Annotated in this window: 15 protein-coding genes; all 15 read left to right on the top strand. The window is 38.9% G+C overall.

What is annotated here, in order from left to right:
• The first annotated feature begins 7 nt into the window (after positions 1-7).
• Positions 8-1,612 (top strand): phosphoenolpyruvate--protein phosphotransferase, encoded by a 1,605-nt coding sequence (ptsP, locus tag CQA58_RS01130; protein ID WP_115568868.1) that lies wholly within the window; start codon positions 8-10, stop codon positions 1,610-1,612.
• A 124-nt stretch (positions 1,613-1,736) separates the two neighbouring features.
• The gene (locus CQA58_RS01135; protein ID WP_115568892.1) at positions 1,737-2,894 is read left to right on the top strand and encodes a hydrogenase small subunit; all 1,158 of its coding nucleotides are present in this window, start codon (positions 1,737-1,739) and stop codon (positions 2,892-2,894) included.
• A gap of 2 nt (positions 2,895-2,896) precedes the next feature.
• Positions 2,897-4,621, top strand: coding sequence for a nickel-dependent hydrogenase large subunit (locus tag CQA58_RS01140; RefSeq protein WP_115568869.1), 1,725 nt, complete (start codon positions 2,897-2,899; stop codon positions 4,619-4,621).
• Positions 4,622-4,642: 21 nt separating this feature from the next.
• Positions 4,643-5,275 carry a Ni/Fe-hydrogenase, b-type cytochrome subunit gene (gene cybH, locus CQA58_RS01145; protein WP_115568870.1) on the top strand — a complete coding sequence of 211 codons (633 nt, stop codon included), beginning with the start codon at positions 4,643-4,645 and terminating at the stop codon, positions 5,273-5,275.
• Positions 5,272-5,838 carry a HyaD/HybD family hydrogenase maturation endopeptidase gene (locus CQA58_RS01150; protein WP_115568871.1) on the top strand — a complete coding sequence of 189 codons (567 nt, stop codon included), beginning with the start codon at positions 5,272-5,274 and terminating at the stop codon, positions 5,836-5,838. Before cybH ends, CQA58_RS01150 begins: the two co-directional genes overlap by 4 nt.
• Positions 5,828-7,354, top strand: coding sequence for a hypothetical protein (locus tag CQA58_RS01155; protein ID WP_115568872.1), 1,527 nt, complete (start codon positions 5,828-5,830; stop codon positions 7,352-7,354). Before CQA58_RS01150 ends, CQA58_RS01155 begins: the two co-directional genes overlap by 11 nt.
• The gene (gene hypF / locus CQA58_RS01160; protein ID WP_115568873.1) at positions 7,351-9,573 is read left to right on the top strand and encodes a carbamoyltransferase HypF; all 2,223 of its coding nucleotides are present in this window, start codon (positions 7,351-7,353) and stop codon (positions 9,571-9,573) included. Before CQA58_RS01155 ends, hypF begins: the two co-directional genes overlap by 4 nt.
• Positions 9,563-10,228 (top strand): hydrogenase nickel incorporation protein HypB, encoded by a 666-nt coding sequence (hypB, locus tag CQA58_RS01165; protein WP_115568874.1) that lies wholly within the window; start codon positions 9,563-9,565, stop codon positions 10,226-10,228. Before hypF ends, hypB begins: the two co-directional genes overlap by 11 nt.
• Complete coding sequence (locus CQA58_RS01170) at positions 10,228-10,473, top strand: HypC/HybG/HupF family hydrogenase formation chaperone (protein ID WP_115568875.1); 246 nt, start codon at positions 10,228-10,230, stop codon at positions 10,471-10,473. Before hypB ends, CQA58_RS01170 begins: the two co-directional genes overlap by 1 nt.
• Positions 10,466-11,584, top strand: coding sequence for a hydrogenase formation protein HypD (gene hypD / locus CQA58_RS01175; protein WP_115568876.1), 1,119 nt, complete (start codon positions 10,466-10,468; stop codon positions 11,582-11,584). The genes CQA58_RS01170 and hypD overlap by 8 nt, the downstream gene beginning before the upstream one ends.
• Before the next feature lie 9 nt (positions 11,585-11,593).
• The gene (gene hypE / locus CQA58_RS01180; protein ID WP_115568877.1) at positions 11,594-12,598 is read left to right on the top strand and encodes a hydrogenase expression/formation protein HypE; all 1,005 of its coding nucleotides are present in this window, start codon (positions 11,594-11,596) and stop codon (positions 12,596-12,598) included.
• Positions 12,598-12,939 (top strand): hydrogenase maturation nickel metallochaperone HypA/HybF, encoded by a 342-nt coding sequence (locus CQA58_RS01185; RefSeq protein ID WP_115568878.1) that lies wholly within the window; start codon positions 12,598-12,600, stop codon positions 12,937-12,939. The genes hypE and CQA58_RS01185 overlap by 1 nt, the downstream gene beginning before the upstream one ends.
• A 6-nt stretch (positions 12,940-12,945) precedes the next feature.
• Positions 12,946-13,710: a M48 family metallopeptidase gene (locus CQA58_RS01190; protein WP_115568879.1), complete on the top strand. Its 765-nt coding sequence runs from the start codon at positions 12,946-12,948 to the stop codon at positions 13,708-13,710.
• Between the two features lie 363 nt (positions 13,711-14,073).
• On the top strand, positions 14,074-18,390 hold the full coding sequence (locus tag CQA58_RS01195; protein WP_115568880.1) for an autotransporter outer membrane beta-barrel domain-containing protein: 4,317 nt from the start codon (positions 14,074-14,076) through the stop codon (positions 18,388-18,390).
• Between the two features lie 223 nt (positions 18,391-18,613).
• Positions 18,614-22,551, top strand: a 3,938-nt coding sequence (locus CQA58_RS01200; protein ID WP_115568881.1) for an autotransporter outer membrane beta-barrel domain-containing protein, incomplete at its 3' end; no start/stop codon positions are given.

The following is a 22,551-nucleotide window of genomic DNA, read 5'->3' on the forward strand; positions in this document are numbered from 1 at the left end:
AGAGAGAATGAAAATCTATCAAGGTAAAGGTGTTGTGGGGGGAATAGCAATTGGGAGAATTGTTGTGCTTAAAGAGAATTTAGCACAAAACAATCCCCAAAGCACACTCTCAAGCACAGAAGAACTTGATAGATTTAAAGTAGCCAAAGCCCAAGCGATTGAAGAGATTAACGCTCTTTATCAAAAAGCTCTAAGAGAAGTGGGTGAGGAAGAAGCGATGATTTTTGAAGTGCATTCTATGATGCTAGAGGATTTGGACTTCAATGAATTTATTGAGGGCAAAATCACTCAAGGAAGCAATGCATTGGAAGCAATAAGCGAGGCAAAGGAATATTTCTCAACTCTTTTTGCTCAAATGGATGATGAGTATATGAAAGAGAGGAGTGCTGATATTGTTGATATTGCTAATCGTGTGTTAAAAATCCTTAGTGGAGTGAAAGATAGAGAAGTGCTAGAGCCTAGCATTATCTTAGCTGATGATCTCTCTCCTAGTCAAACTTTGCAAATGCAGAGGGATAACTTCCTAGCTCTTGTTACTCGCTATGGCTCTATGAACTCTCATACGGCAATTTTAGCTAGAACTATGGGAATCCCTGCGTGTATTCAAATGCACTTTGATGAGAGTGTGGATGGAGAAGTGGCGATTTTAGATGGCGAGAGTGGGAGGCTTTATGTCAATCCAAGTGAGGAAATACTAGAGGAGTTTAGAGCCAAAAGAGAGCAGATTGTCAAAGAGCAGAGCCAACTTCAAGACTACAAAGGCAAACCAACAATCACAAAAGAGGGTAAAAAAATTATGCTTTATGCCAATATTGGCAATCTTGAAGATGCCAAAAGTGCATTGCAAAATGATGCTGAGGGAATCGGACTTTTTAGAAGCGAGTTTTTGTATCTTCAAAAAAGCACCTATCCCACAGAGCAAGAGCAGTTTGAAGCATACAAAGAGGTTTTAGAGCTAATGGGGGAGAGAAAGGTGGTTATCCGAACTCTTGATATTGGGGCTGATAAAAGGATTGATTATTTTGATTTGGATATTGAAGAAAATCCTGCTCTTGGCTATCGAGCGATAAGAATCTGTCTTGATAGAGAAGAGATTTTCAAAACTCAACTTAGAGCCCTCTATCGAGCAAGTGTGTATGGAAAACTCTCTGTAATGTTTCCTATGATTACCTCTCTTTGGGAGATTGTAGAGATTAAAAAGATTTTAGTAGATGTGAGAGAGGAGCTAGAGCGTGAGGGGGTAGAGTATGCTGATTTTGAGCTAGGAGTGATGATAGAAACTCCTGCTTCAGCACTCATTGCTGAAGATTTGGCAAAAGAGGTGGATTTTTTCAGTATCGGTACAAATGATCTCACTCAATACACTCTAGCCCTAGATAGACAAAATCCAAAACTAGAGAAGTTTTTAGATCCTCATCACCCTGCATTGCTTAAGCTCTTTGAAATGGTGGTTGAAGCAGGGCACAAAAATCAGTGCTGGGTAGGAATCTGTGGAGAATTAGCAGGGGATTTGAGTATGACTCAAAAACTACTCAAGATTGGTTTTGATGAATTTTCTGTTTCTCCAAAGTCGATTCTTGGGTTGCGAAAAACCATATTGTCAATGCAATAGTTACCATTCTACACACTTTGTAAAAAATTTTATTAAAAAAGCCCCAAAAATGATAATTGAAAAAATTTTTTATACTAAAATCGCTATTGGACTTTTTAGCCAATACTTTTTAGGAGGAAATAAGATGGGAAACAAAGAAATACAAAAGTTGCAGAAGCGTTTAGAACAGCTTGAAAAAATGCCTGCAATGAAAGAGGGTTCCTCAATCGCTTCAATGCTTGAAGAGAAAGGAATCACAAGAAGAGATTTTATGAAATGGGCAGGGACAATGACAGCAATGTTGGCTCTCTCTCCTGCATACACTCCTCTTGTAGCAAAAGCTGCTGAGCTTAGTGATAGATTGCCTGTGATTTGGCTAAATATGGCTGAATGTACAGGTTGTAGTGAGAGCTTGACAAGATCAGAATTCCCCACAATCGATACTTTGATTTTTGACTACATTTCATTGGAGTATCATGAAACTTTGATGGCACCATCAGGTTGGCAAGCAGAGCTTTCTTTGCATCAAGCAATGAAAAAATATGCAGGGAAATATATTTTGATGGTTGAGGGAGGTATCCCTTTTGCAAATGATGGAAGATTTTTGACAATCGGAGCTGAAGCAAAGACAGGAAAAGAAATCGCAAAAGAAGCAATCGCAGGAAGTGCAGCAGTCTTTGCTATCGGAACTTGCTCTAGCTTTGGAGGGGTGCAAGCTGCATATCCAAACCCAACAAATGCCAAGCCTTTGAGTGCAGCAAGTAATAAGCCTGTTATCAATGTGCCAGGATGTCCTCCAAGCGAGAGAAATATTGTAGGAACTTTGATGTATTTTGTTCTATTTGGAGATCTTCCTGTGCTTGATGCATTCAATCGTCCTACTTGGGCTTATGGACAAAGAATTCACGATATGTGCGAGAGAAGAGGAAGATTTGATGCAGGTGAGTTTGTAGAGTCTTTTGGTGATGAAGGAGCAAAAAAAGGATATTGTCTTTACAAAATGGGGTGCAAAGGACCTTATACTTTCAATAATTGTTCTGTGAGCAAATTCAACAGCGGTGTTTCTTGGCCAATCCAAGCAGGACATGGTTGTATGGGGTGCAGTGAGCCTAATTTTTGGGATACAATGCAACCTTATGAAAAACCACTTGCTGATCGTAAATTCCAAAGCGTATTTGGAGGAAAAGGTGCTGATGCAACAGCAGATAAGATCGGTGCAGTGGCTTTGAGTGCAACGGCGATTGCAATTGCTGCACATGCAACAATTATGAAAATTAAAGACGCAAACACTAAAGGAGAATAAAAATGGCAAACAAAAGAGTAGTAATCGATCCAATTACAAGAATTGAGGGACACCTAAGAGTTGAGGTAGAAGTAGATGATAACAATGTGATTAGAAATGCGTTTTCTTCTTCTACACTTTGGAGAGGATTGGAGGTCATTGTCAAGGGAAGAGATCCTAAAGATGTAGGACTTATCGTTCAAAGAATCTGTGGTGTTTGTACTTCTTCACACTATCGTGCAGGAATTGAGGCAGTTGAGAATGCTTTGGGCGTAACTATTCCACTCAATGCTCGATATGTGCGATCAATGATTGCTCAAGCACTTTTCTTGCAAGATCATATCGTTCATTTCTATCTATTGCACGGACTTGATTGGGTAGATGTCATCTCTGCTCTCAAAGCAGATCCTAAAAAAGCTGAACAAGAAGCTTATAAGTATTGCAAAAATCCTTATGCAGCAGGTGAAACTGATTTGCGATTGGCACAAGAGAAGGTTCAAAAAATGGTTGATAGTGGTCAGCTTGGAATCTTTGCAAATGGTTATTGGGGAAGCAAAACTTATAAATTCACTCCTGAGCAAAACCTTATTGCTCTCTCTCACTACCTTAAGTGTATTGAAGTTCAAAGAGATGGTGCAAAACTTATGGCAATCCTTGGTGGTAAGCAACCACACCCACAAAGCTTTGTTGTCGGTGGTGTAACTTGTGTGAGAGATTTGCTAGATCCTAGCCGACTTGCAGAGTGGAAAACTCGATTTGAAAATGTAAAAGAGTTTATTGAGAGAGCTTACTATCCTGATGTATTGATGGCAGCTAAAATGTTTGGAGGAGAGGCAAGTGTAACTCAAGCAGTATCAGTTCCTAACTTCATCTCTGGTGAGGGAATTGCACTTAATGCCACAGAAAATCTATTTAACCCTGGATATATCCTCAACAAAGACCTTACAAAGGCATTTGAGATTGATGAGAGCTTGATTATGGAGGAGTGCACTCACTCTTGGTATAAAGAAGACAAACCTCTTCACCCATATGATGGGCAAACTGAGCCAAACTATACAGGATTTGTAGCTAGAGCGACAATCAATGGTGAGGGCAAAAGTGTAGAGACACCAAGTGTCAATGAAAAAGCAAAATATAGCTGGATTAAATCTCCACGATATGATTCTAAGCCATTTGAGGTTGGACCACTTGCTTGTATGCTTGTAGGATATGCTCAAGGTAATCCAAGAATCAAAAAAGTAGTAGATGATTTCCTCAAAGTATCAGGACTTCCTGCAGCAGCACTTTTCACAACTCTAGGAAGAACAGCAGCAAGAATGCTTCAAACTAAACTCATCGCAGAGCACGGAATGGAAACATTTAATGCCCTAATTGAAAACCTCAAAAAAGATGAGAGCACTTATACTCCTTCAGTGATTGATCCTAAAAAAGAATACAAAGGACGCTACATTGGAGAGGTTCCAAGAGGTATGCTTAGCCACTGGGTAAGAATCAAAAATGGTGTAGTAGAAAACTACCAAGCTGTTGTTCCTTCAACTTGGAATGCAGGGCCAATTGATGCAAAAGGACAAAAAGGACCTTATGAGGCTAACCTTATTGGTATGAAGCTTGAGAATATTACTAAGCCACTAGAGATTATTAGAAATATTCACAGCTATGATCCTTGTATTGCTTGTGCAGTGCATGTAATGGATACCAAAGGCAATAAATTGGGCGAATACAAAATCGATCCAAAATACCTTGCCTAATTCCTTAAAAAGGAGAAACAAATGAAAGGACATCACGATTTGCCCCTATCTTTTTGGGTAACACATTGGATTAGATTTATTTGCATGGTTGTTTTGGTGGTGAGCGGTTTTTATATCGCTCAACCCTACATTATGCCTGATCCAAATCTCACAGCTCCTGTGAATTTCTTACAAGCCAAGATTCGCTTTTGGCATGTGTTGCTAGGGCTTGTGCTTTTTGGAGCAACTTTGTTTAAGACTTATCTTTTCTTCTTCAGTAAAGGAAGTGAGATTGAGAGAAAGTCTTTTGCAGATGTGTTGAGTGCAAAACAATGGATTTCAAGAATCATTTTCTACCTCACTTTGGGTGGAAAAGTCAAAGACAATGGGCTTTATAATCCATTGCAATTTGTAGCTTATCTTGGAGTGTATTTGGCACTTTATGGGATTATCTTTACAGGAATTGTGCTTTTTATGCACTGCTATCATGAGGGAATGATGAGCGTGGTTTATCCACTATTTAAACCTCTTGAAACATTGATGGGTGGAATTGCAAATGTAAGATGGATTCACCATATCCTCACTTGGGTATTCCTCATTTTCTTGCCTATCCATATCTATATGGCGTCAATGAAATACCTATTCAAAAAAAGCTATGAAAAGGCTCACGCTTGAAGATTTTGATTTTGGGAATTGGAAACATACTTTTTGGCGATGAGGGGATAGGGGCACACTTTGCCCACTATATTGATGAGAAATATACTTTCTCTCCCTCTGAGGGAAATTCAATAACCATTATTGATGGTGGGACTTTGGCCCACCTACTTATCCCTATTATTGTCGAGTATGACAAAGTGATTTTAGTTGATTGTATTGAAAGTGAAGATGGAAAGTTTGGAGATGTGTTTTTCTTCGATTTTGAGAATATGCCCAAGCAAATCAACTGGCAGGGTAGTGCTCATGAGGTAGAAACATTGCAGACTTTAGAGATGATGAGAACGCATGGAGATATACCTTCAATTAAGATTATTGGTGTGATTCCCACAAGGATAGAATCTGATTCTACCTTTGAACTCTCAAGCGATATTATCAGTGCTGTAAGCACGATGGAGAAAGTGCTAAAAAACTATATCTTAGAGCTAGATCCAAAATGCCAAATCAGTGAGAATTCAGAAGTAAGTATCCAAGAGATTGCAAGAATTTCTTTTAAGCGAGAGATGAAACAAAATGATCTTTGAACTCAGCTTTGAAAATCGTGGCTTTAGCTCTAGGCTTAATTTCTTTTTGCAAAACATTCTTGGTAAATATGAGGGGTTGCAATATTCTATCTTTGAGAAAGAAGCAGGAGATTTGAGGCTTTGGATAGAGTGTGATGAGCTAGAGAGATTGGAGCAAATTACCCAAGAGCTTTCAGAGAAGATTCCTCAAAGCCTCTATCTTGATGAGATTAGCTCAAATAGTTTGCCCTCTCAAGCCCTACCTAGCTCAATGCCCCTCACTCCTATTGCACCCACTTCGCATTTTTGCCCTCAGTGTCTAAATACCCAAGAGGGAAAATGTGAGGTTTGTCTTCAAGAATTTCCCACTCTCTCTCCTCAAGCAAGTGAAGAGATTATAGAAGGGTTGCTTCAATCCCAAAACATTGCCCTAAAAACCCCTAGTGGAGTGCATATCTTAAGTCTTAAGCCAAGCGAGAGGGTGTATTGTGTGGATATTGAAAAGATTTTGGAGATTTGCACCATTTCAAAAAAAGAATTAAACGCACTAGCAAGTTATGAGAAACCTATCGTTAGGGTCAAACCCTATGGAGAAGCCCAAAACAATGAGTTTTTGAGCCTTTCTTTGGCACAAGATAAAATCTTGGTGGCTCTTTTTGAAAAACTCAAAGAGAGAGGGGTGAGTTTTGTGTATGGAGCAAAGAGTGCAGATAGAGAGTATGATTTGGCTGAAGTGATAGAAGAGGGGAGCGAGATTGTTGTGTATGAAAACGAGCATTTTGCACTTCTTAAAACGCCATATATCAACCAATCTTTGCTAGAGAAATTTAATGCAATGCAAAGTCTTGATAAGTCTTTTCTCTCCACAATCATTGCTGAAAATCACTTAGAAGAGCAAAATATCCTTCATTTCTATTTCTCTCTTAAGGGAGGGGATAAGATTTGCCTTTATAATACTCAAACGCAATGGTTTAATGAGGTGATGAGTTTTGAGTTGCCAAAAGATTTATTCTCTTTGATTGAAGGGATTAAAACACTTGATGAAAACTCTCAACGCCTTATTGAAAACTATACGCTCAAATTCCCCACACTTTTGGCTAAAAACATTGATTTTAGCTCCTTTCCTCAAGGAATCTATGGGATTTGGGAGATTGTAAGAGTGGTTTTAGGATTGCAAAACAATCCCTTACAAATCGCTCAAAACAACCTTGATAAAAGAGGTGTGGCGATTGATTATGTGTTTGAAAAAGATTCTGTAATCTTGCAAAAATTCAATCTTGCACGATGTATCCGAAGTGGAATGAGTTTCAAAATGGCAGGAGTAGAAGATGAGCTTATCTCACTAGGCTATATTGAGAGCTTCACCCATCTTCCCTCTAAGCTCTATATTGCATTAAGAAATCTTGTAGAGATTGGAGGGATTGCTTTGAGTGGGGATATGCTCTCTTATAGAATGATAGGGGATTTTCTCTACTTCAACAATCGCCAAACCTCAATCTATCGCAACAAAAATTTTCCACTTCTTTTTGAGAGATGAAAACCCTCAAACTCCTCATACAAGGTAGAATCCAAGGGGTAGGGTTTCGCCCCTTTATCAGCAATCTTGCTAACTCTTTGGGGCTTTGTGGGTGTGTGAAAAACAATGCTTTGGGAGTAGAAGTCTTACTTCAAGGCTTAAAGTGTGAGGAGTTTTTGAGAGATCTACCCCTCAAAGCTCCCAAAATCTCTCAAATCCAAACGATTGAAACCCAAGAGATTGACTGCCCTACATTTCAAGGCTTTGAGATTTTAGAAAGTGAGCAATCAAATCATTATGCAATCCCACCCATTAGCGATCTTGCAATCTGTGAGGATTGCAAAAGAGAGCTAAAAGAGAGCAAAAATCCTCGCTATTTCTATCCTTTGATTAACTGCACTAATTGTGGGCCAAGACATAGCGTAATAAGGGCTTTGCCCTATGATAGAGAACGCACAAGTATGGCTGAGTTTGAGATGTGTGAGTTTTGCCAAAGTCAATACACTTCCCCTACAAGTCGATTCTTTCACGCTCAACCTATCTCTTGTCCCAAATGCTCTCCAAAAATGTTTTGGGGAGAAGAGGTGATAGAGGATTATCCTCAAACCTTCTCACTCATCGCTTCCAAAATCAAAGAGGGGGAAATCATTTTGATTGAGGGAATTGGGGGATTTCATCTAGTCTGTGATAGCACCAATGCAAAAAGCATAAAAAGACTAAGAGAGCTAAAAAATCGCCCTAGCAAACCCCTAGCTTTGATGTGCAAGGATATCAATCAAGCCAAAGAGATTGCCTATATCTCCCCCAAAGAAGAAGAAGCCCTGCTTTCTCCTCAAGCCCCTATCGTGCTACTCAAAGCCAAAAAACACCTTGAGGGCATTGCTCCAAACTTGCAAACCTATGGAATAATGCTCTCTTATACTCCAATCTATGAGCTTTTGTTTTCTTTTTTGGATATTCCACTTGTAGCCACTTCAGCTAATCCCAAAGGAGAGCCAATCATCTATGAGAGGGAGAAGCTAGATAAACTCTCTTTCCTTACCACCCTCTCCCTCTCTCATCAAAGAAAAATCAACAACCCCATAGAAGATAGCATTATCCAAATTCTTAGCACTCAAGATGAAGTAGTGCTAAGAAATGCACGAGGTTACGCTCCTACTTGCTTCACACTCCCTCAAAAACTCCCCTTTTCAATCCTAGCAATGGGAGGGAATCAAAAAGCAAGTTTTGCCATAGGTTTTGAAAACCTAGTCATTCTCTCCCCCTATATTGGGGATTTAGACAACCTAGAGAGTATCTCTCGCTATAAGCAATCAATCCAAAAGATTCAAAAGCTCTATGGGATTGCAAAATTTGATGAGATTATTGCTGATTTGCACCCCAATTATGAAAGCACAAAAATCGCTCAAGAATTAGCCCAAGAGATGGATTCCAAACTCACTCAAGTTCAGCACCATTACGCCCACGCCCTCTGTGTATGCTTTGAGCATAAAATCAGCCAAGAGGTTTTGGCTTTTTGCTTTGATGGGACAGGGTTTGGAGAGGATAGGAATATTTGGGGGGGAGAGGTGCTAGAGGTGGGGGCAGAGGGGTTTGTGAGAGTGGCACATTTTAAGTATTTCAAGCTTCTAGGGGGAGAGGTAGCAGTGAGGGATATTGAGAGGATTTTTCTCTCCATTGCTTTTGATTATCTCTCATTAGAGCAAATTCAAAAGTTTCAAACCCACAAAACTCCCCAAGAGATTGCCACGCTCTATCAAATGCACCAAAAATCTCTCAACTCTCCTCTGACTTCAAGTGTGGGGCGATTGTTTGATATGGTGGCGTTTTTGTGTGGGCTAAAAACTCAAAGCTATGAGGGGGAGAGTGGGGTGTGGCTTCAAAATCTCTATGATGAGCGTTTTAGTGCTTTGAGTTATGATTTTTGTATAGAGGGAGGAGAGATTGAGCTAGATTTTCTCTCAATCTTTGAAGACTCTCTTTCAATCGGCAAAGAAGAAATCGCCTCAAAATTCATCAACACCCTCGCTCAAGTCATTTTCACACTCTCAAAGACAGAAAATAGAAAAATTGTGCTTTGTGGTGGCGTTTTTTGTAATAATATTTTGAGTGCAAAAGTTTTGGAAAAGTTAAGAAAAAATGGAAAAACTTGCTATATTGGCAATAAAATTCCACCCAATGACAATGGCTTGGCTTTGGGGCAGTTATATCATTCTTTAAGGAGTATTTATGCAAGATAACCCACAACTCAAAAAATCACTAGATTTGGTGGAAAAAGTATTAAGCAAAAACGACAAAGAAGCAATCAAAATCCGTGAGTTTTTTGATAGCAAGGGCATTTTGGGGCTAAACCTTATGAGCTCCCCTGGGAGTGGAAAGACCACAACCCTAGAGCAACTAGCCCTTAGAAAGCCTTTTGCTTTCAATGTGGTTGAGGGAGATTTGGAAACTGAAAATGATGCTAACAAGCTTAGAGGTAAAGGCATTGAGGCCATTCAGATTCAGACAGGAAGTGCGTGTCATTTAGACGCGTTTATGATCTCCAATGCACTCTCTCAAATGCACTTTGAGGGGATTGATGTGTGCTTTGTAGAAAATATCGGAAACCTTGTATGCCCTGCAAGTTATGATGTCGGCACACATTATAATATCGTTTTGCTCTCTGTAACTGAGGGAGATGACAAGGTGGAGAAATATCCTGTAATGTTTAAAGAAGCAGACTTGGTGATAGTGAGCAAATGCGATTTGATTGAGCATTTTGACTTTGAGCCAAGTTTGGTGCTAGAGAGAGCTAGAAAACTCAATCCAAAAGTAGAGATGATTGAGCTTTCAAGCAAGAGTGGAGAGGGGTTTGATAAACTCATCTCTTGGATCAATCAAAGGAGAAAAAAATAATGTGTCTATCTATTCCATCACAAGTTGTATCAATCAACAAAAAAGAAAAAACCTGCATTGTAGATACTATGGGGACTCAAAGAGAAGTGAGTTTGGATATTTTGCAAGATGAGATTGAAGTAGGGGATTATGTGCTTATTCATATCGGCTATGCGATGAATAAGATTTCCAAAGAGCACGCCTTAGAATCCCTAGAGTTATACAAGCAAATCGTAGATTCTATGCAAGAGGAAGAGAATGCTTAGTTTGAATGACTTATATCAAGGCTTTAGAGATCCCAAAAGCATTTTGGCTTTGAGTGAGAAAATCAAAGAAGAAGCCAAAGGATTAGATAAGAAAATTAGAGTAATGGAAGTGTGTGGGGGGCATACTCATAGCATTATGAAGTATGGAATCAATCAGCTTGTGAGTGATGTGTTTGAGTTTATCCACGGGCCGGGTTGTCCTGTGTGTGTGATGAGTAAATCGCGTATCAATCATGCCATAGCTTTAGCTAAGCAAAAAAATGTCATTTTAGCAACTCTAGGAGATATGATAAGAGTGCCAAGCTCTAATGGCTCACTTGCCCAAGAGAGAGCCAATGGGGCAGATGTGAGGTTTGTGTATAGCCCACTTGACTTGCTAAAAATTGCCAAAGAAAATCCCAATAAGACTATCATCTACTTTGCCATAGGGTTTGAAACCACCACACCGATGACTTCAGCCCTGCTAGAGCGAGTGCAGAGTGAGGGGATAAAAAACATTCTCTTTCATATCAATCACGTGCTTGTCCCACCACCAATGAGAGCAGTGCTAAATATCCCTGAAGTGCAGATTGATTCTTTTATCGCTCCCTCTCATGTCTCTGTGATTACAGGAAGCAAGATTTATGAAGAGTTTCCTAGAGATTTTGGTAAGCCCACAGTGGTTTCAGGGTTTGAGCCTGTGGATATTTTGCAAGGGTTATCCATGATACTCTCTCAAGTCAAAAATGGAGAGGCAAAGTTAGAAAATCAATACACTCGCTCTGTAACCTTTGAGGGCAATCTATTAGCTCAAGAGAAAGTCAATCACTATTTTCAGCCTAGAGAGAGCTTTGAGTGGAGGGGGATTGGGGAGATTCCCCACTCAGCTTTGAGATTAAAAGATGAGTTTAGAGAGTTTGATGCAGAAGTAGTGTATGCAGAGATTTTGCCTACCCAAAAGGTAGAAGAGCCCAAAGGGTGCATTTGCCCAAAAATCATCTGTGGAAGTGCAAAGCCCACAGAGTGCAAACTTTTTGGTAAGGCTTGCACGCCGACTTCACCTATTGGGAGCTGTATGGTTAGTGGTGAGGGGGTTTGTAATGCGTATTTTAGATATGGAAATTTACTTTAGGAGAGAGTGATGAAGTTTGAGAAAATTAGCCTTGCTTGTGGAAATGGAGCAAGTGAGAATAATGCATTGATAGAAGGGATTTTCTATAAGCATTTTCAAAACGAGATTTTAGAGCAAAGCAATGATGCCTCTATCTTTGAAGCCAAAGGCAAACTTGCTTTTAGCACCGATTCTTTTACTATCTCTCCACTCTTTTTCAATGGTGGGGATATTGGAAAGCTTAGTATCTGTGGGACTTGCAATGATTTAGTGATGATGGGAGCTAAGCCAAAGTATTTGAGTGCTTCTTTTATCATCGAAGAGGGCTTTGAGGTTAAAGACTTAGAAAAAATTGCAATCTCTATGGCAAAAGAATGCGAGAAAAATGGCGTGAAAATCATCACAGGAGATACAAAAGTCGTCGCCAAAGGACAGGCTGATGGCGTGTATATCAATACAGCAGGAATTGGGGAAGTGATTTATGAGGGGATTTCAGCTTCAAGTTTGAGTGAGGGGGATATCATCATCGTATCCAATAGCATAGGCAAACACGGAGCAAGTATTTTTGCCCAAAGAGAGGGAATCGAGCTAGTTTCGGATTTGGCTTCAGATTGTGCATCTTTATGGCAAGTGCTTAAGGGGGTGTTTGAGAGTGGAGTGAAAATCAAGGCTCTAAGAGATGCCACAAGAGGAGGGCTTTCAGCAGTTTTAAATGAATGGGTAAAAGCCTCAAAAGTATGTATCCAGCTTCAAGAAGAGAATATCCCTATCTCAAGTGAGGTGCAGGGGATTTGTGAGTTTTTGGGGCTAGAAGCGTATGCACTAGCCAATGAGGGAACTTTTGTCCTAGCTGTGCCAGAGAGTGAGGCAGAGAGAGTGCTAGAGCTACTTAGAGCCAATCCTTTGAGTGCAGAGGCTCAAATCATTGGTAAAGTGGATAAAGAGTATGAGGGCAAAGTCGTGCTTTGCTCAAGCTATGGGACTAAGAGATTTTTGGATATGCCAAGTGGCGAGATATTGCCAAGGATTTGCTAATGCACGAGTATTCAGTAGTGCAGTCATTTATTGAGCTTTGTGGGGATTATGTGAGGGAAAATGATTGCCAAAGGGTGCTAGAAGCCAAAGTCAAAGTGGGGATACTCAGTGGCATTGAGCTAGGGCTATTTGAGAGGGCATTAGAAACCTTTAAAGTCGGCAGTGTGCTAGAGAATGCAAAGATAGAGTATATCACTCAACCCCTAGTGCTAGAGTGCAGAGAGTGTGGAGAGGTGAGTGAGACAAGTAAGCATTTGGTGCAATGTCCCAAATGCCAAAGCAGTGAAGTGAAAATCTTAGATGGGGAAGAGATGACATTGCTTCATCTTGAAATGGAGTAGGGGGATTTGGGGTTTTGGGATTGGCTAGGGGGGAAGTCAGAATCTAAGGGTGGGGGTGCAAGGAAGAAAAAGGGAGACAAAACCCCTCAAAGCCTTCACTTTCCACCTCTCCCACATCTTCAAATCACGCTTGAATACAAAAAAATCAAACACATTATCCTCAAAATCAAATCTTTCAACACCTTATCTATCTCAGCCCCTTTTGGTGTGGGGATTTCAGAGATTGAGAGTGTGCTATACAAAAGGGAGCAGTGGATACGCACCAAGCTTTTGGCATTTCCTCAAAAAGTGGGGGAGAGATATTGCAATGGTGGGGAGATTTTTCATCTAGGAGAGAGCTATAAAGTGAGTTTCTCTCCTAGCCATAGGGCTTCAATCAAACTCAATGAGGGGGAGATAAGAGTAGAGGCAAGAAGTGAGGGTGAGATAGAGGCAGTCGTGCAAAAATGGCAAAGAGGGGAGGCAAAGAGGGTGTTTGAAGAGGTTTTGGGTGAATGGGAGAGGGAGCTAGAGGTGCAAATCTCTCATCTATCAATCAAGAAAATGGCTTCACGCTGGGGCTCTTGCAATCCCAAAAAAGGCTATATCAATCTCAATCTCTCACTAATTAAAATGCCAAAAAGATTGATTGAGTATGTGGCATTACACGAGATGATTCACTTCTTTCACTACTATCACGACAAAAACTTCTATGCAATGATGAGCCAAAAAATGCCTAATTGGAAAGAAAGAGAGCTAGAGCTAAGGGAGTGGAAAAGAAGGATTGGGTGAAGCTCCAAAAGTCCAAAAATATTAGTTTAAAATATAAAATAAGAGTAATTTAATTAAAATTTAAGTCTATTTAAAGTGTATGTTTCAATATGCCTATCTTGTAAATCTTCTACTGACCTTGAGTTTTATCTATTAAAATAACTATAAAATTATACTATCTTAAGAAAAAAATAAGAGAATAAAAAACAAAAATATCAATAAAAAATATTTACAAAATATTTTACTTTTATCAATATTATCCATAAATCAATTAAGAAACTCTTATGGGATAAATAAGATGAATAATCTCTTATAAATATTTTAAATTTTATATAGAGATTCATAAGGGTTTTTTGAGTTTTTGAGTAAAAGGAAGGATATTTGATGAAAAAGTTTAATGTATTGATTGCAACTTCTTTGGCTTGTTTGCTTGATGTGAGTGTGGTGTATAGTGGAGATTGTAGTGATAATGACTATGGTGGAGTAGCATGCTTTAAATATGGGGGAACTTCTATTTTATCAAAAGATTTAAAAAAATCTGAAAAAGATGGATGGACTAGCTATAAAAAGCTTGTGAAGGGATCTAGCGTTTTTGGGAGTCTAGATAATTTTGATGGACAATATGTTCCAAAATCAGTACCAGATACCACTCATTTAGGGGTTTCAATTGAAAGATCTATTCTCATATTGAGTGATGTAAGAGAGAGTCTAGGGTTGAAACTCCCATTTCAAGTTGGATTATATGTGGATACTGGAAATAAAGAAGGGGAAGAAGGCATATTAAATCTTTACTCCTCTAGTGGGGCAACTATTGGAAACATTGTGATTACTAGCTCAAAAAAGAATGAGCCAAAAGAGAATGAGAGAAAAAAATCCGTGACCTTGGAGTTCCAAAAAAATGGGAATGTAAATCGTCATGATTTGGTTGAACTTCAATTAGGAGGTGGTACGAAAATTAGAGAAAAATTTAAAAGTACTCTGCAACATAATAGAGATATGCCTTTGGCTTTAATTGGGGGGATTTGGAATAATTCTGGAGAAAAGGTGGATGCAAATTTTGAAAATGGGGCAAGAATGATGGGGGATGTTTATAGTGGAGGGGATAGTACTGAAACTCGTTTAACTTTTGGTGATTCTAGAATGAGATCCAGTATATTTGGGATTAGTTACATTGTAGGGAAGCAGGATGCCTCTATTGTTTTTGTGGGTGGAGTTCATAGTGATAAGGGAGGGATGACTCATTTGCGGATTGAGGATGGGGATGGCATACTGGAGTCGGTTGGTTTTGGAGGAGATGGGCTTGTAGCTAATAGTGGTGGAAAAAATAGCGTTTATATTGGTTCGAAAGATTCTTCCAATACCTCTCAGTCGTTATTTGTCAATAATATGGTTGCAAATGGTGGAGAAAGTGCATTGTCAGAAAATAGTGTGATTTTTGATAATGGTTTTCCTGTTGGAAATATGATGATTGTGGGAAGTGTAGTGGCAGAAACTGGCAAAAATATTATTCTCACACAAGGTGTAAAAGTATCTTCGGGTTGGAGTTTTAATGGAAATACAAAATTAGATCTTGAGGTGGAGGATAGGGTTTTGACAGATTCTTCAAAAATGGAGAAGAATCGAGATGATATAGGCAATACAATCATGATTGATGGGAAAGTCTCTATTGGAAGTGGAGTTTTGTTTTCTGAAACAATGGATGGCAATTCTTTTGGACTTGTGGCATTGGGAGGCAAAAATACAATTGTTCTTGCAGACATAAGCAAGGACAATAATGGTGGGGCTATCAAAAAAGAGGGAAAGAGTGATGAATATGATCCCACTAGAGTTTTGACAACCACACAGATTTTTGCTGGTGGTAGTGGGGTGAATGATATAGATATTGGTGGGAACTTGTGGTTGTTGTTTTGTCAAAATGATGGAAATGCAATAGGGGGAAGTATTATTGCAGAAAATGGAGGGAAAAACAAGATTGTTGTCAATGGGGTATTTATGGCGATGGGAATCCATAGGCCAAGTGATATTTCTTTGAGTAGCAGAGTGTTTGATATTGATGATAGTGAGAAAACCTCTTTAGATTTCAAAGAGTCGATGAAATCCACAAGCATTATTGTTCGTGGGAATAGTGCAGATAGTAGAAATGATATTGTGATTAAAAATATGGGGAATGAAAGGTTGTATGGTGATAATTGGGGTGGAATCTATCTGGGAGATGTTTTGGCATATGGTGGAACAAATCATATTGTTTTGCATAATAATGGTGGAAAGAGTGGGATTGAAAATGTGTTTGCTAGAAGGACCGATCCAGAAGGTAGGGAGAATATTGGAGGTGTGAATGAGATCTTTGTAGATGGAGGTGGAGAAACTACGATTGGAAATCTTACAACTGAGGCTGGGGGTAAAAACTATATACATTTTTCCAAAAAAGCAAATGGCAGTTCTTTTGGAACAAATCAATTGAGGATTACCAATTTGACTTATGGAAATGGGGGAACAACCTCTATAATTTTTGGGGATATGCTATATGGGGATATGTCAAGTCCATCAATAGAGAAGAGAGAAAACATAGGTAATGGAATAAGGCTGTCTCTTGAAAAAGGAGAAGGAACAGAAAATACTTCTTTATTGGTAGGAAATGGGATAATGTATTCTTTGGAGAAGTTGTCTTTTAATGGCAATGATGTTACACTTGGTATCCTCTCGGGTACATTTTCTGGAAGTGTTGAAACCTTTTCAAAAACCCACTACTATCTAGGAGATGGCTCTGCTTTCTTGGGAAGTGTTAGTGCATATAATGGTAATAATAATAATGGATCTCTCACCCTTAAGCCTAAATCCAAGTTTATCCTAAAAAATGAAGGAAGCACCCATTTTGACACCCTTATCTTTACTCAATCTGACTATTCTGATGGCAATCTCTTGCAAGATACAATTAAGCTTCCAACAACAACCCTAGATCTTGCTACCAATGGAGAAAGTTTTTCTCAATTCTCTAGAGGAAGTCGGGGCAAGACTTTGGATGTAGGGACAATGATTATTGATGCTAATAATGGCAATGATAATCCTCTTCTTAGACTTTTTGTAGCAGGAATGGGGGGAGGAGAGGCTGATAATGTTAGTGTGAAGAGCTTTAAGAGTGGGAATCTCTCTAGTGAAAGTCTTGAGTATCATTTGGTTGGCTCTGATGGTAAGCCAACATTGAAGAAAATAGAGAAGGGAGGAAACTCCCTTGACGCCCAAGTTTTCCTCCCCACAGGACTTATCGGAACAGACTTCACGGGCAAGGGTGTGACTATCCTCTCTGTGGCTAGTGGAGGAGGAGATTTGAATGTAACTTCTAAAAAAGCTCAAACAGGATTTACCACTTATTGGGTTGAGATTACAAAAGAAGAGATTGATAAAACATCTCAAGGCAATGAAGCAAATGGAAGCAATGGAGGACAAGCCACTTCTGTTCTCACTCTAGCCAATCAATCCACCTCTTCACAACCTCAAGCTTCCGTAGCTGAAGCTTCTTCAGCTTCTAGCACTTCTCCCACCACCACATTAACCACCACAAGCTCTTCCTCTCCCTCTGACTCCTCCAAATCTCACAGATGGGTGCTAGGTAAAACAATGGATGCTTCTATCAACAAAGATTCTCTTGGTCTTGCAGGAACTCTTCTTACCCACAATCACTCCAATTGGACAATGATGCTTAATTCTCTAAATAAAAGAATGGGGGAGTTAAGGAATAATCCTAATACTCATGGAGTATGGGGAAGAATCTTTGGAGGAGAGCAAACCAGCACACAGGGTTATGCAAAGATTGATTCAGGTTATATTACCCTTCAAGCAGGATATGACTACGCTTTCTTTACTCCTTCTTCTTGGGGAGAGGCAACACTCTATTTAGGAGGCACACTCTCTTATGGTTTTATGTCCTCTAAATCTCAAGAGTTTATGGGGAATGATTTTCTTTATGCTCCTTATGCTTACAATGCCTACTCTCATAGCTTAGAGTTAGGGGTTTATGCAGTTTATCTTTATGATTGTGGATTGTATATAGATTCTATTCTTAAGTGGGGGTTCATTACCACAGACTTTAAGGGTATTAACTCCCATTCCTCACAAGCTAATATCACCAACTATCATATGACTCTAGGAGAAGAGGTGGGATATAGATTTAGCTTTGGAGGAAACAAAGAGTGGAGTATCACCCCTCAAGCTGAAGTTATTTTTGGCTATCTCTCAGAATCCGAAGCCAAACAAGAATATGATGGGCAAACTTTGCACTCTACCCTTGAGGGAGTCCCAACACTAAGAACAAGAGTGGGGAGTGACTTTGGTTATGCCCTCAAATATAAAAATCAAACTTATGATTTTAGATTGGGGGTGAGTTACGAGATGGATTATGCAAATGCTGATGCTTCTTATGGAATACTGGGGGCAACCTATCTAGATAAGGTCAGTGAAAATGCTCTAATTAGCACAGATCACAGAATGGTGCTTGATGTAGGAGTAAATATTAATCTCTGTGAGGATGTAAGGTTTTATACAAATCTTGAAAGTTCTTTCTTTGGAAAAATCAATACCAAGTATGAGATCAATGTGGGTGTGAGATATAGCTTTGGAGAGAAAAGAAGAGAGAAAGAGAAAGAGGGGGAGAAAATGCCTATAAAGATTTGGTGGGAGGACAAAGAACATGATTATCAAGATTAAAATATTGTGTGATATGAGATTGTGGTTTAAACGGACAATAAAATACTCACTTATTCAGTAAATATTAAGAAATAAATATGTTTCTTACTTTATAGAATATATTAACTTGTTATTGCTGATTTCTTTTTAGAATGACAAAAAATTAAAAAATAATTATCTATATATCAACATAGAAAAATATTTATATATAGTTAAAAATTTAAGGAAGGATGGAAGTTGCTTGATGAAAAAAGCGTTTGTTTCGCTCCCTTTGTTTTACTTGGTTGGAGGGGAATTGGTTTTGGCTAATGATTGTTTGCAATCTAGTTCAAACGCATGTTTTCAATATCAGTACACTCCCTTATCTACTCCAAATCAGTGGCAGAGCTACAAAAAGCTAAAAGAAGGGGTTTTTGGAAGTTTGGAGAATTTTGATGGACAATTTGTGCCAAAAGAAGGCTCTAATCAACTTAGCCTATATATCCACAACGCAGCACTTATTTTATCAAATCCCAAAAAAACAAAAGATGCTAGTATTTTTGTGGATTCTACACATTCTGTAAATGATATGCTTAGTCTATCATCAATCTATTCTTCGGTTATGATTGATATATTGGCAGAAGATACAGCAAGGCATTCAAATAGATTTAGAGCTTCATCAAGGAGGGTTATCAATCTCCATTTTAATGGCAATCAGAAAACACCACAAGGCATAGAAGACTTAAGTCAAAAAAATATTAAAGATAAAATGGAAAACTCAGATTCTTTTAGGGAATATGAAAATCTTCTAGCTTTTGTTGGAAGTGTTGCAAACCATTCAGGCAAACAAGCCTCTTTGGTGTTTGGGCAAGGTGCAAGAATGCTAGGAGATCTTTTTGCATCTTTTGGAGAGAATAGTGTTGTTTTCAATGTTGATCACTCTATGTGGAGAGGAAGAGAGGTTAAATATCCCAATGCAGTGGTTTTTGAAGGAGGACTTCAAGCGATAGATGGTGGAGAAAATGTCCTAGCAGTCAAAGAAGGGGATATGGTTTTAAAATCTGTGGGTTTGGGGGATTATGGAGTGTTGGCAAAAGATGGAGGGAGAAATACTATTTATATAGGTAATGGCGGTGAGGATAAAGCATCTCAAAAGGTTTTGGCTTCTAAGATTGTCGCAATTTCTAGCAATGAGAATGTAATGACACAAAATCACATTGTTTTTAAGAATTTCAAAGATTCAAATACGCTCTGTGCTCAATCCATCAAAGCAACTTCTTCAAGCAATCTTATCCAAACAATGGAGCAAAAATACAATGGAAGCATTGCGTTGCTTGACTTGGAAGTGAAAGAAAACATTATTTCAAGTGGAAGAGGAGTAAATCAGAAGGTAGGGAACAAGATTGTTATTGATGGCAATCTTAGTGTGGGAGCTTCTACTGCTTCTAGCTCTTATGGGATTTTTTCTTATGGTGGAGAAAATGTTATCTATCTTTACAATCCATACACCCCAAATGGTAACGATAAAAACGGAAACCTAGAAACTCCAATCATCTATGCAGGAGGAGATGCATGGAGTAGTGGAGAGAATATAATCAAGCTTGAAGGCAAACTAACATTGACATATTCATCTCTTAAAGATGGTGTGAGGGGTGCTAAGATTGTGGCTGAAAATGGAGGAGAGAATTATATTGAAGTAAAAAAGGGAATTGGCACAGCAGAATATTTGGATGCCAAAAAGAAAAAAGAAATAGGAGAGGGGGAATTAAACAACGATATTTCTCATCTTAGAGTGATTGCAAAAAGTGGAGGAAAAAATACAATAAACATCAATGATACAAAACAAAATGAGACAATGCTCTATATGGGAGGTATGATTGCTGAGGGTGGGAGCAATGAAGTTGCTTTATCAAGCAAAGAGATGGGAAGTATAAAGATTGGGTTGATGTCCTCTAGTGGAGGAGGGGGCTATGGATCAAATCATTTAACCTTGCTCAATCAAAAATACACTGAAATCAAGACTATTATTACAGATAAGGGGGGAGAAAATAATGTTTTGATTTCAAGCAATAATCAAGATATGAATGAGCAGACAATAAAGCTAGGTTTTAGCTATCAGGATAAGACTTCAGTTTATATTAAAAATTTTTCAGGAAATACCCTTAAGAGTGGATTGGGGGTAGTATTGGAGGGACAATCAAGCAAGCAAGATTTAACTTTAGAGATTCAAGGAGGGGATCAAAACTATTGGCTTAAGATAGGAGATGGGAGTTTTTATGGCAAGATATGGACAACTTCACAAACTCATTATGATTTAAGAAAGAATACAATTTTTTCAGGAACAATTAGCTCAGATTCTAGCAATGCAAAAGATTTGAAAGGTGGTAACCTCTCCCTTCAATCCAACTCTAAATTTATTCTAAAAAATGAAGGAAACACAGGCTTTGACACCCTTATCCTCTTCTCTTCTAGACCCAATGATGATAATCTCCTCAAAGACACTACCAAACTTTCAAGAACAACCCTAGATCTTGCTACCAATGGAGAAAGTTTTTCTCAATTCTCTAGAGGAGATAAGGGCAAGACATTGGATATAGAAACGATGGTAATCAATATGGGCGAAGACAATTTCATTGAGCATATAGGCTCTCCACTTGTTAGACTTTATGTGGCAGGGATGGGAGAAGGAGAGGCTGATAATCTTAGGGTAGGAAGGTTTGTAGGTAAGTCAGAGGGTGAAACTTGGGGTGAAAAATTTTTTTTATATAAAACTAGAGATTCTAGCGATAAGGAACTGCAAGAAAAGGCGATTACCAATCTTGGCACTTCCCTTGATGCTCAAGTCTTCCTCCCCACAGGACTTATCGGAACTGACTTCACGGGCAAGGGTGTGACTATCCTCTCTGTGGCTAGTGGAGGAGGAGATTTGAATGTAACTTCTAAAAAAGCCCAAACGGGATTTACCACTTATTGGGTTGAGATTAAAAAAGAAGAGATTGATAAAATATCTCAAGACAATGGAGCAAGTAGTGCAAATGAAATCCAAGCCACTACCCTTGCCCTAGCTAATCAATCCACTTCTTCACAAACTCAAGCTTCTTTGACTTCTAGCACATCTCCCATTGCTACATCAACCACCACTAGCTCTTCCTCTCCCTCTAATGCTTCCAAATTTCACAGATGGGTGCTAGGTAAAACAATGGATGCTTCCATCAATCAAGATTCAATGAGGCTTGCAGGAACTCTCCTTGCCCACAATCACTCTGCTTGGACAATGGTGCTTAATTCTTTAAATAAAAGAATGGGAGAACTAAGAGGCAACCCTTATCCCCAAGGAGTATGGGCAAGAATCTTTGGGGGAGAACAAACTAGCACACAGGGGTATGCACAGATTGATTCAAACTATATTGCTCTTCAAGCAGGTTATGACTACAACTTCTCCCTCTCTTCCTCTTGGGGAGAAGCACTTGATTATGTGGGAGTGGCTCTCTCTTATGGAGCAATGTTTTCAAAATCTCAAGAGTTTATGGGGAATGATTTTCTTTATGCTCCTTATGCTTATGATGCCTTCTCTCATAGCATAGAGCTTGGAGTCTATAATGTCTATATTCACTCTTGTGGATTATACTCAGATAGCATTATAAAATTTGGTTTCATCACCACAGACTTTAAGGGCGTTAACGCCCATTCCTCACAAGCTAATATTTCAAACTATCACATTACTCTAGGAGAAGAAGTCGGATATAGAATTAGACTAGGCAAAAATTCAGAGTGGAGCATTACCCCTCAAGTGGAGTTAATTTATGGTTACCTCTCAGAATCCGAAGCCAAGCAAGAATATGATGGACAAACTTTGCACTCTATCCTTGAGGGAGTATCAACCTTTAGAACAAGACTAGGAAGTGATTTTTCCTATCGCCTCAAACACAAAAATCAAATTTATGACTTTATTCTTGGAGTAAGTTATGAGGCAGATTATGCAAATGCTGATGCTTCTTATGGAATACTGGGGGCAACCTATCTAGATAAGGTCAGTGAAAATGCTCTAATTAGCACAGATCACAGAATGGTGCTTGATGTAGGAGTAAATATTAATCTCTGTGAGGATGTAAGGTTTTATACAAATCTTGAAAGTTCTTTCTTTGGAAAAATCAATACCAAGTATGAGATCAATGTGGGTGTGAGATATAGCTTTGGAGAGAA

Origin of the sequence: Helicobacter brantae, assembly GCF_003364205.1 — a bacterium.
GTDB classification, from domain to species: domain Bacteria; phylum Campylobacterota; class Campylobacteria; order Campylobacterales; family Helicobacteraceae; genus Helicobacter_G; species Helicobacter_G brantae.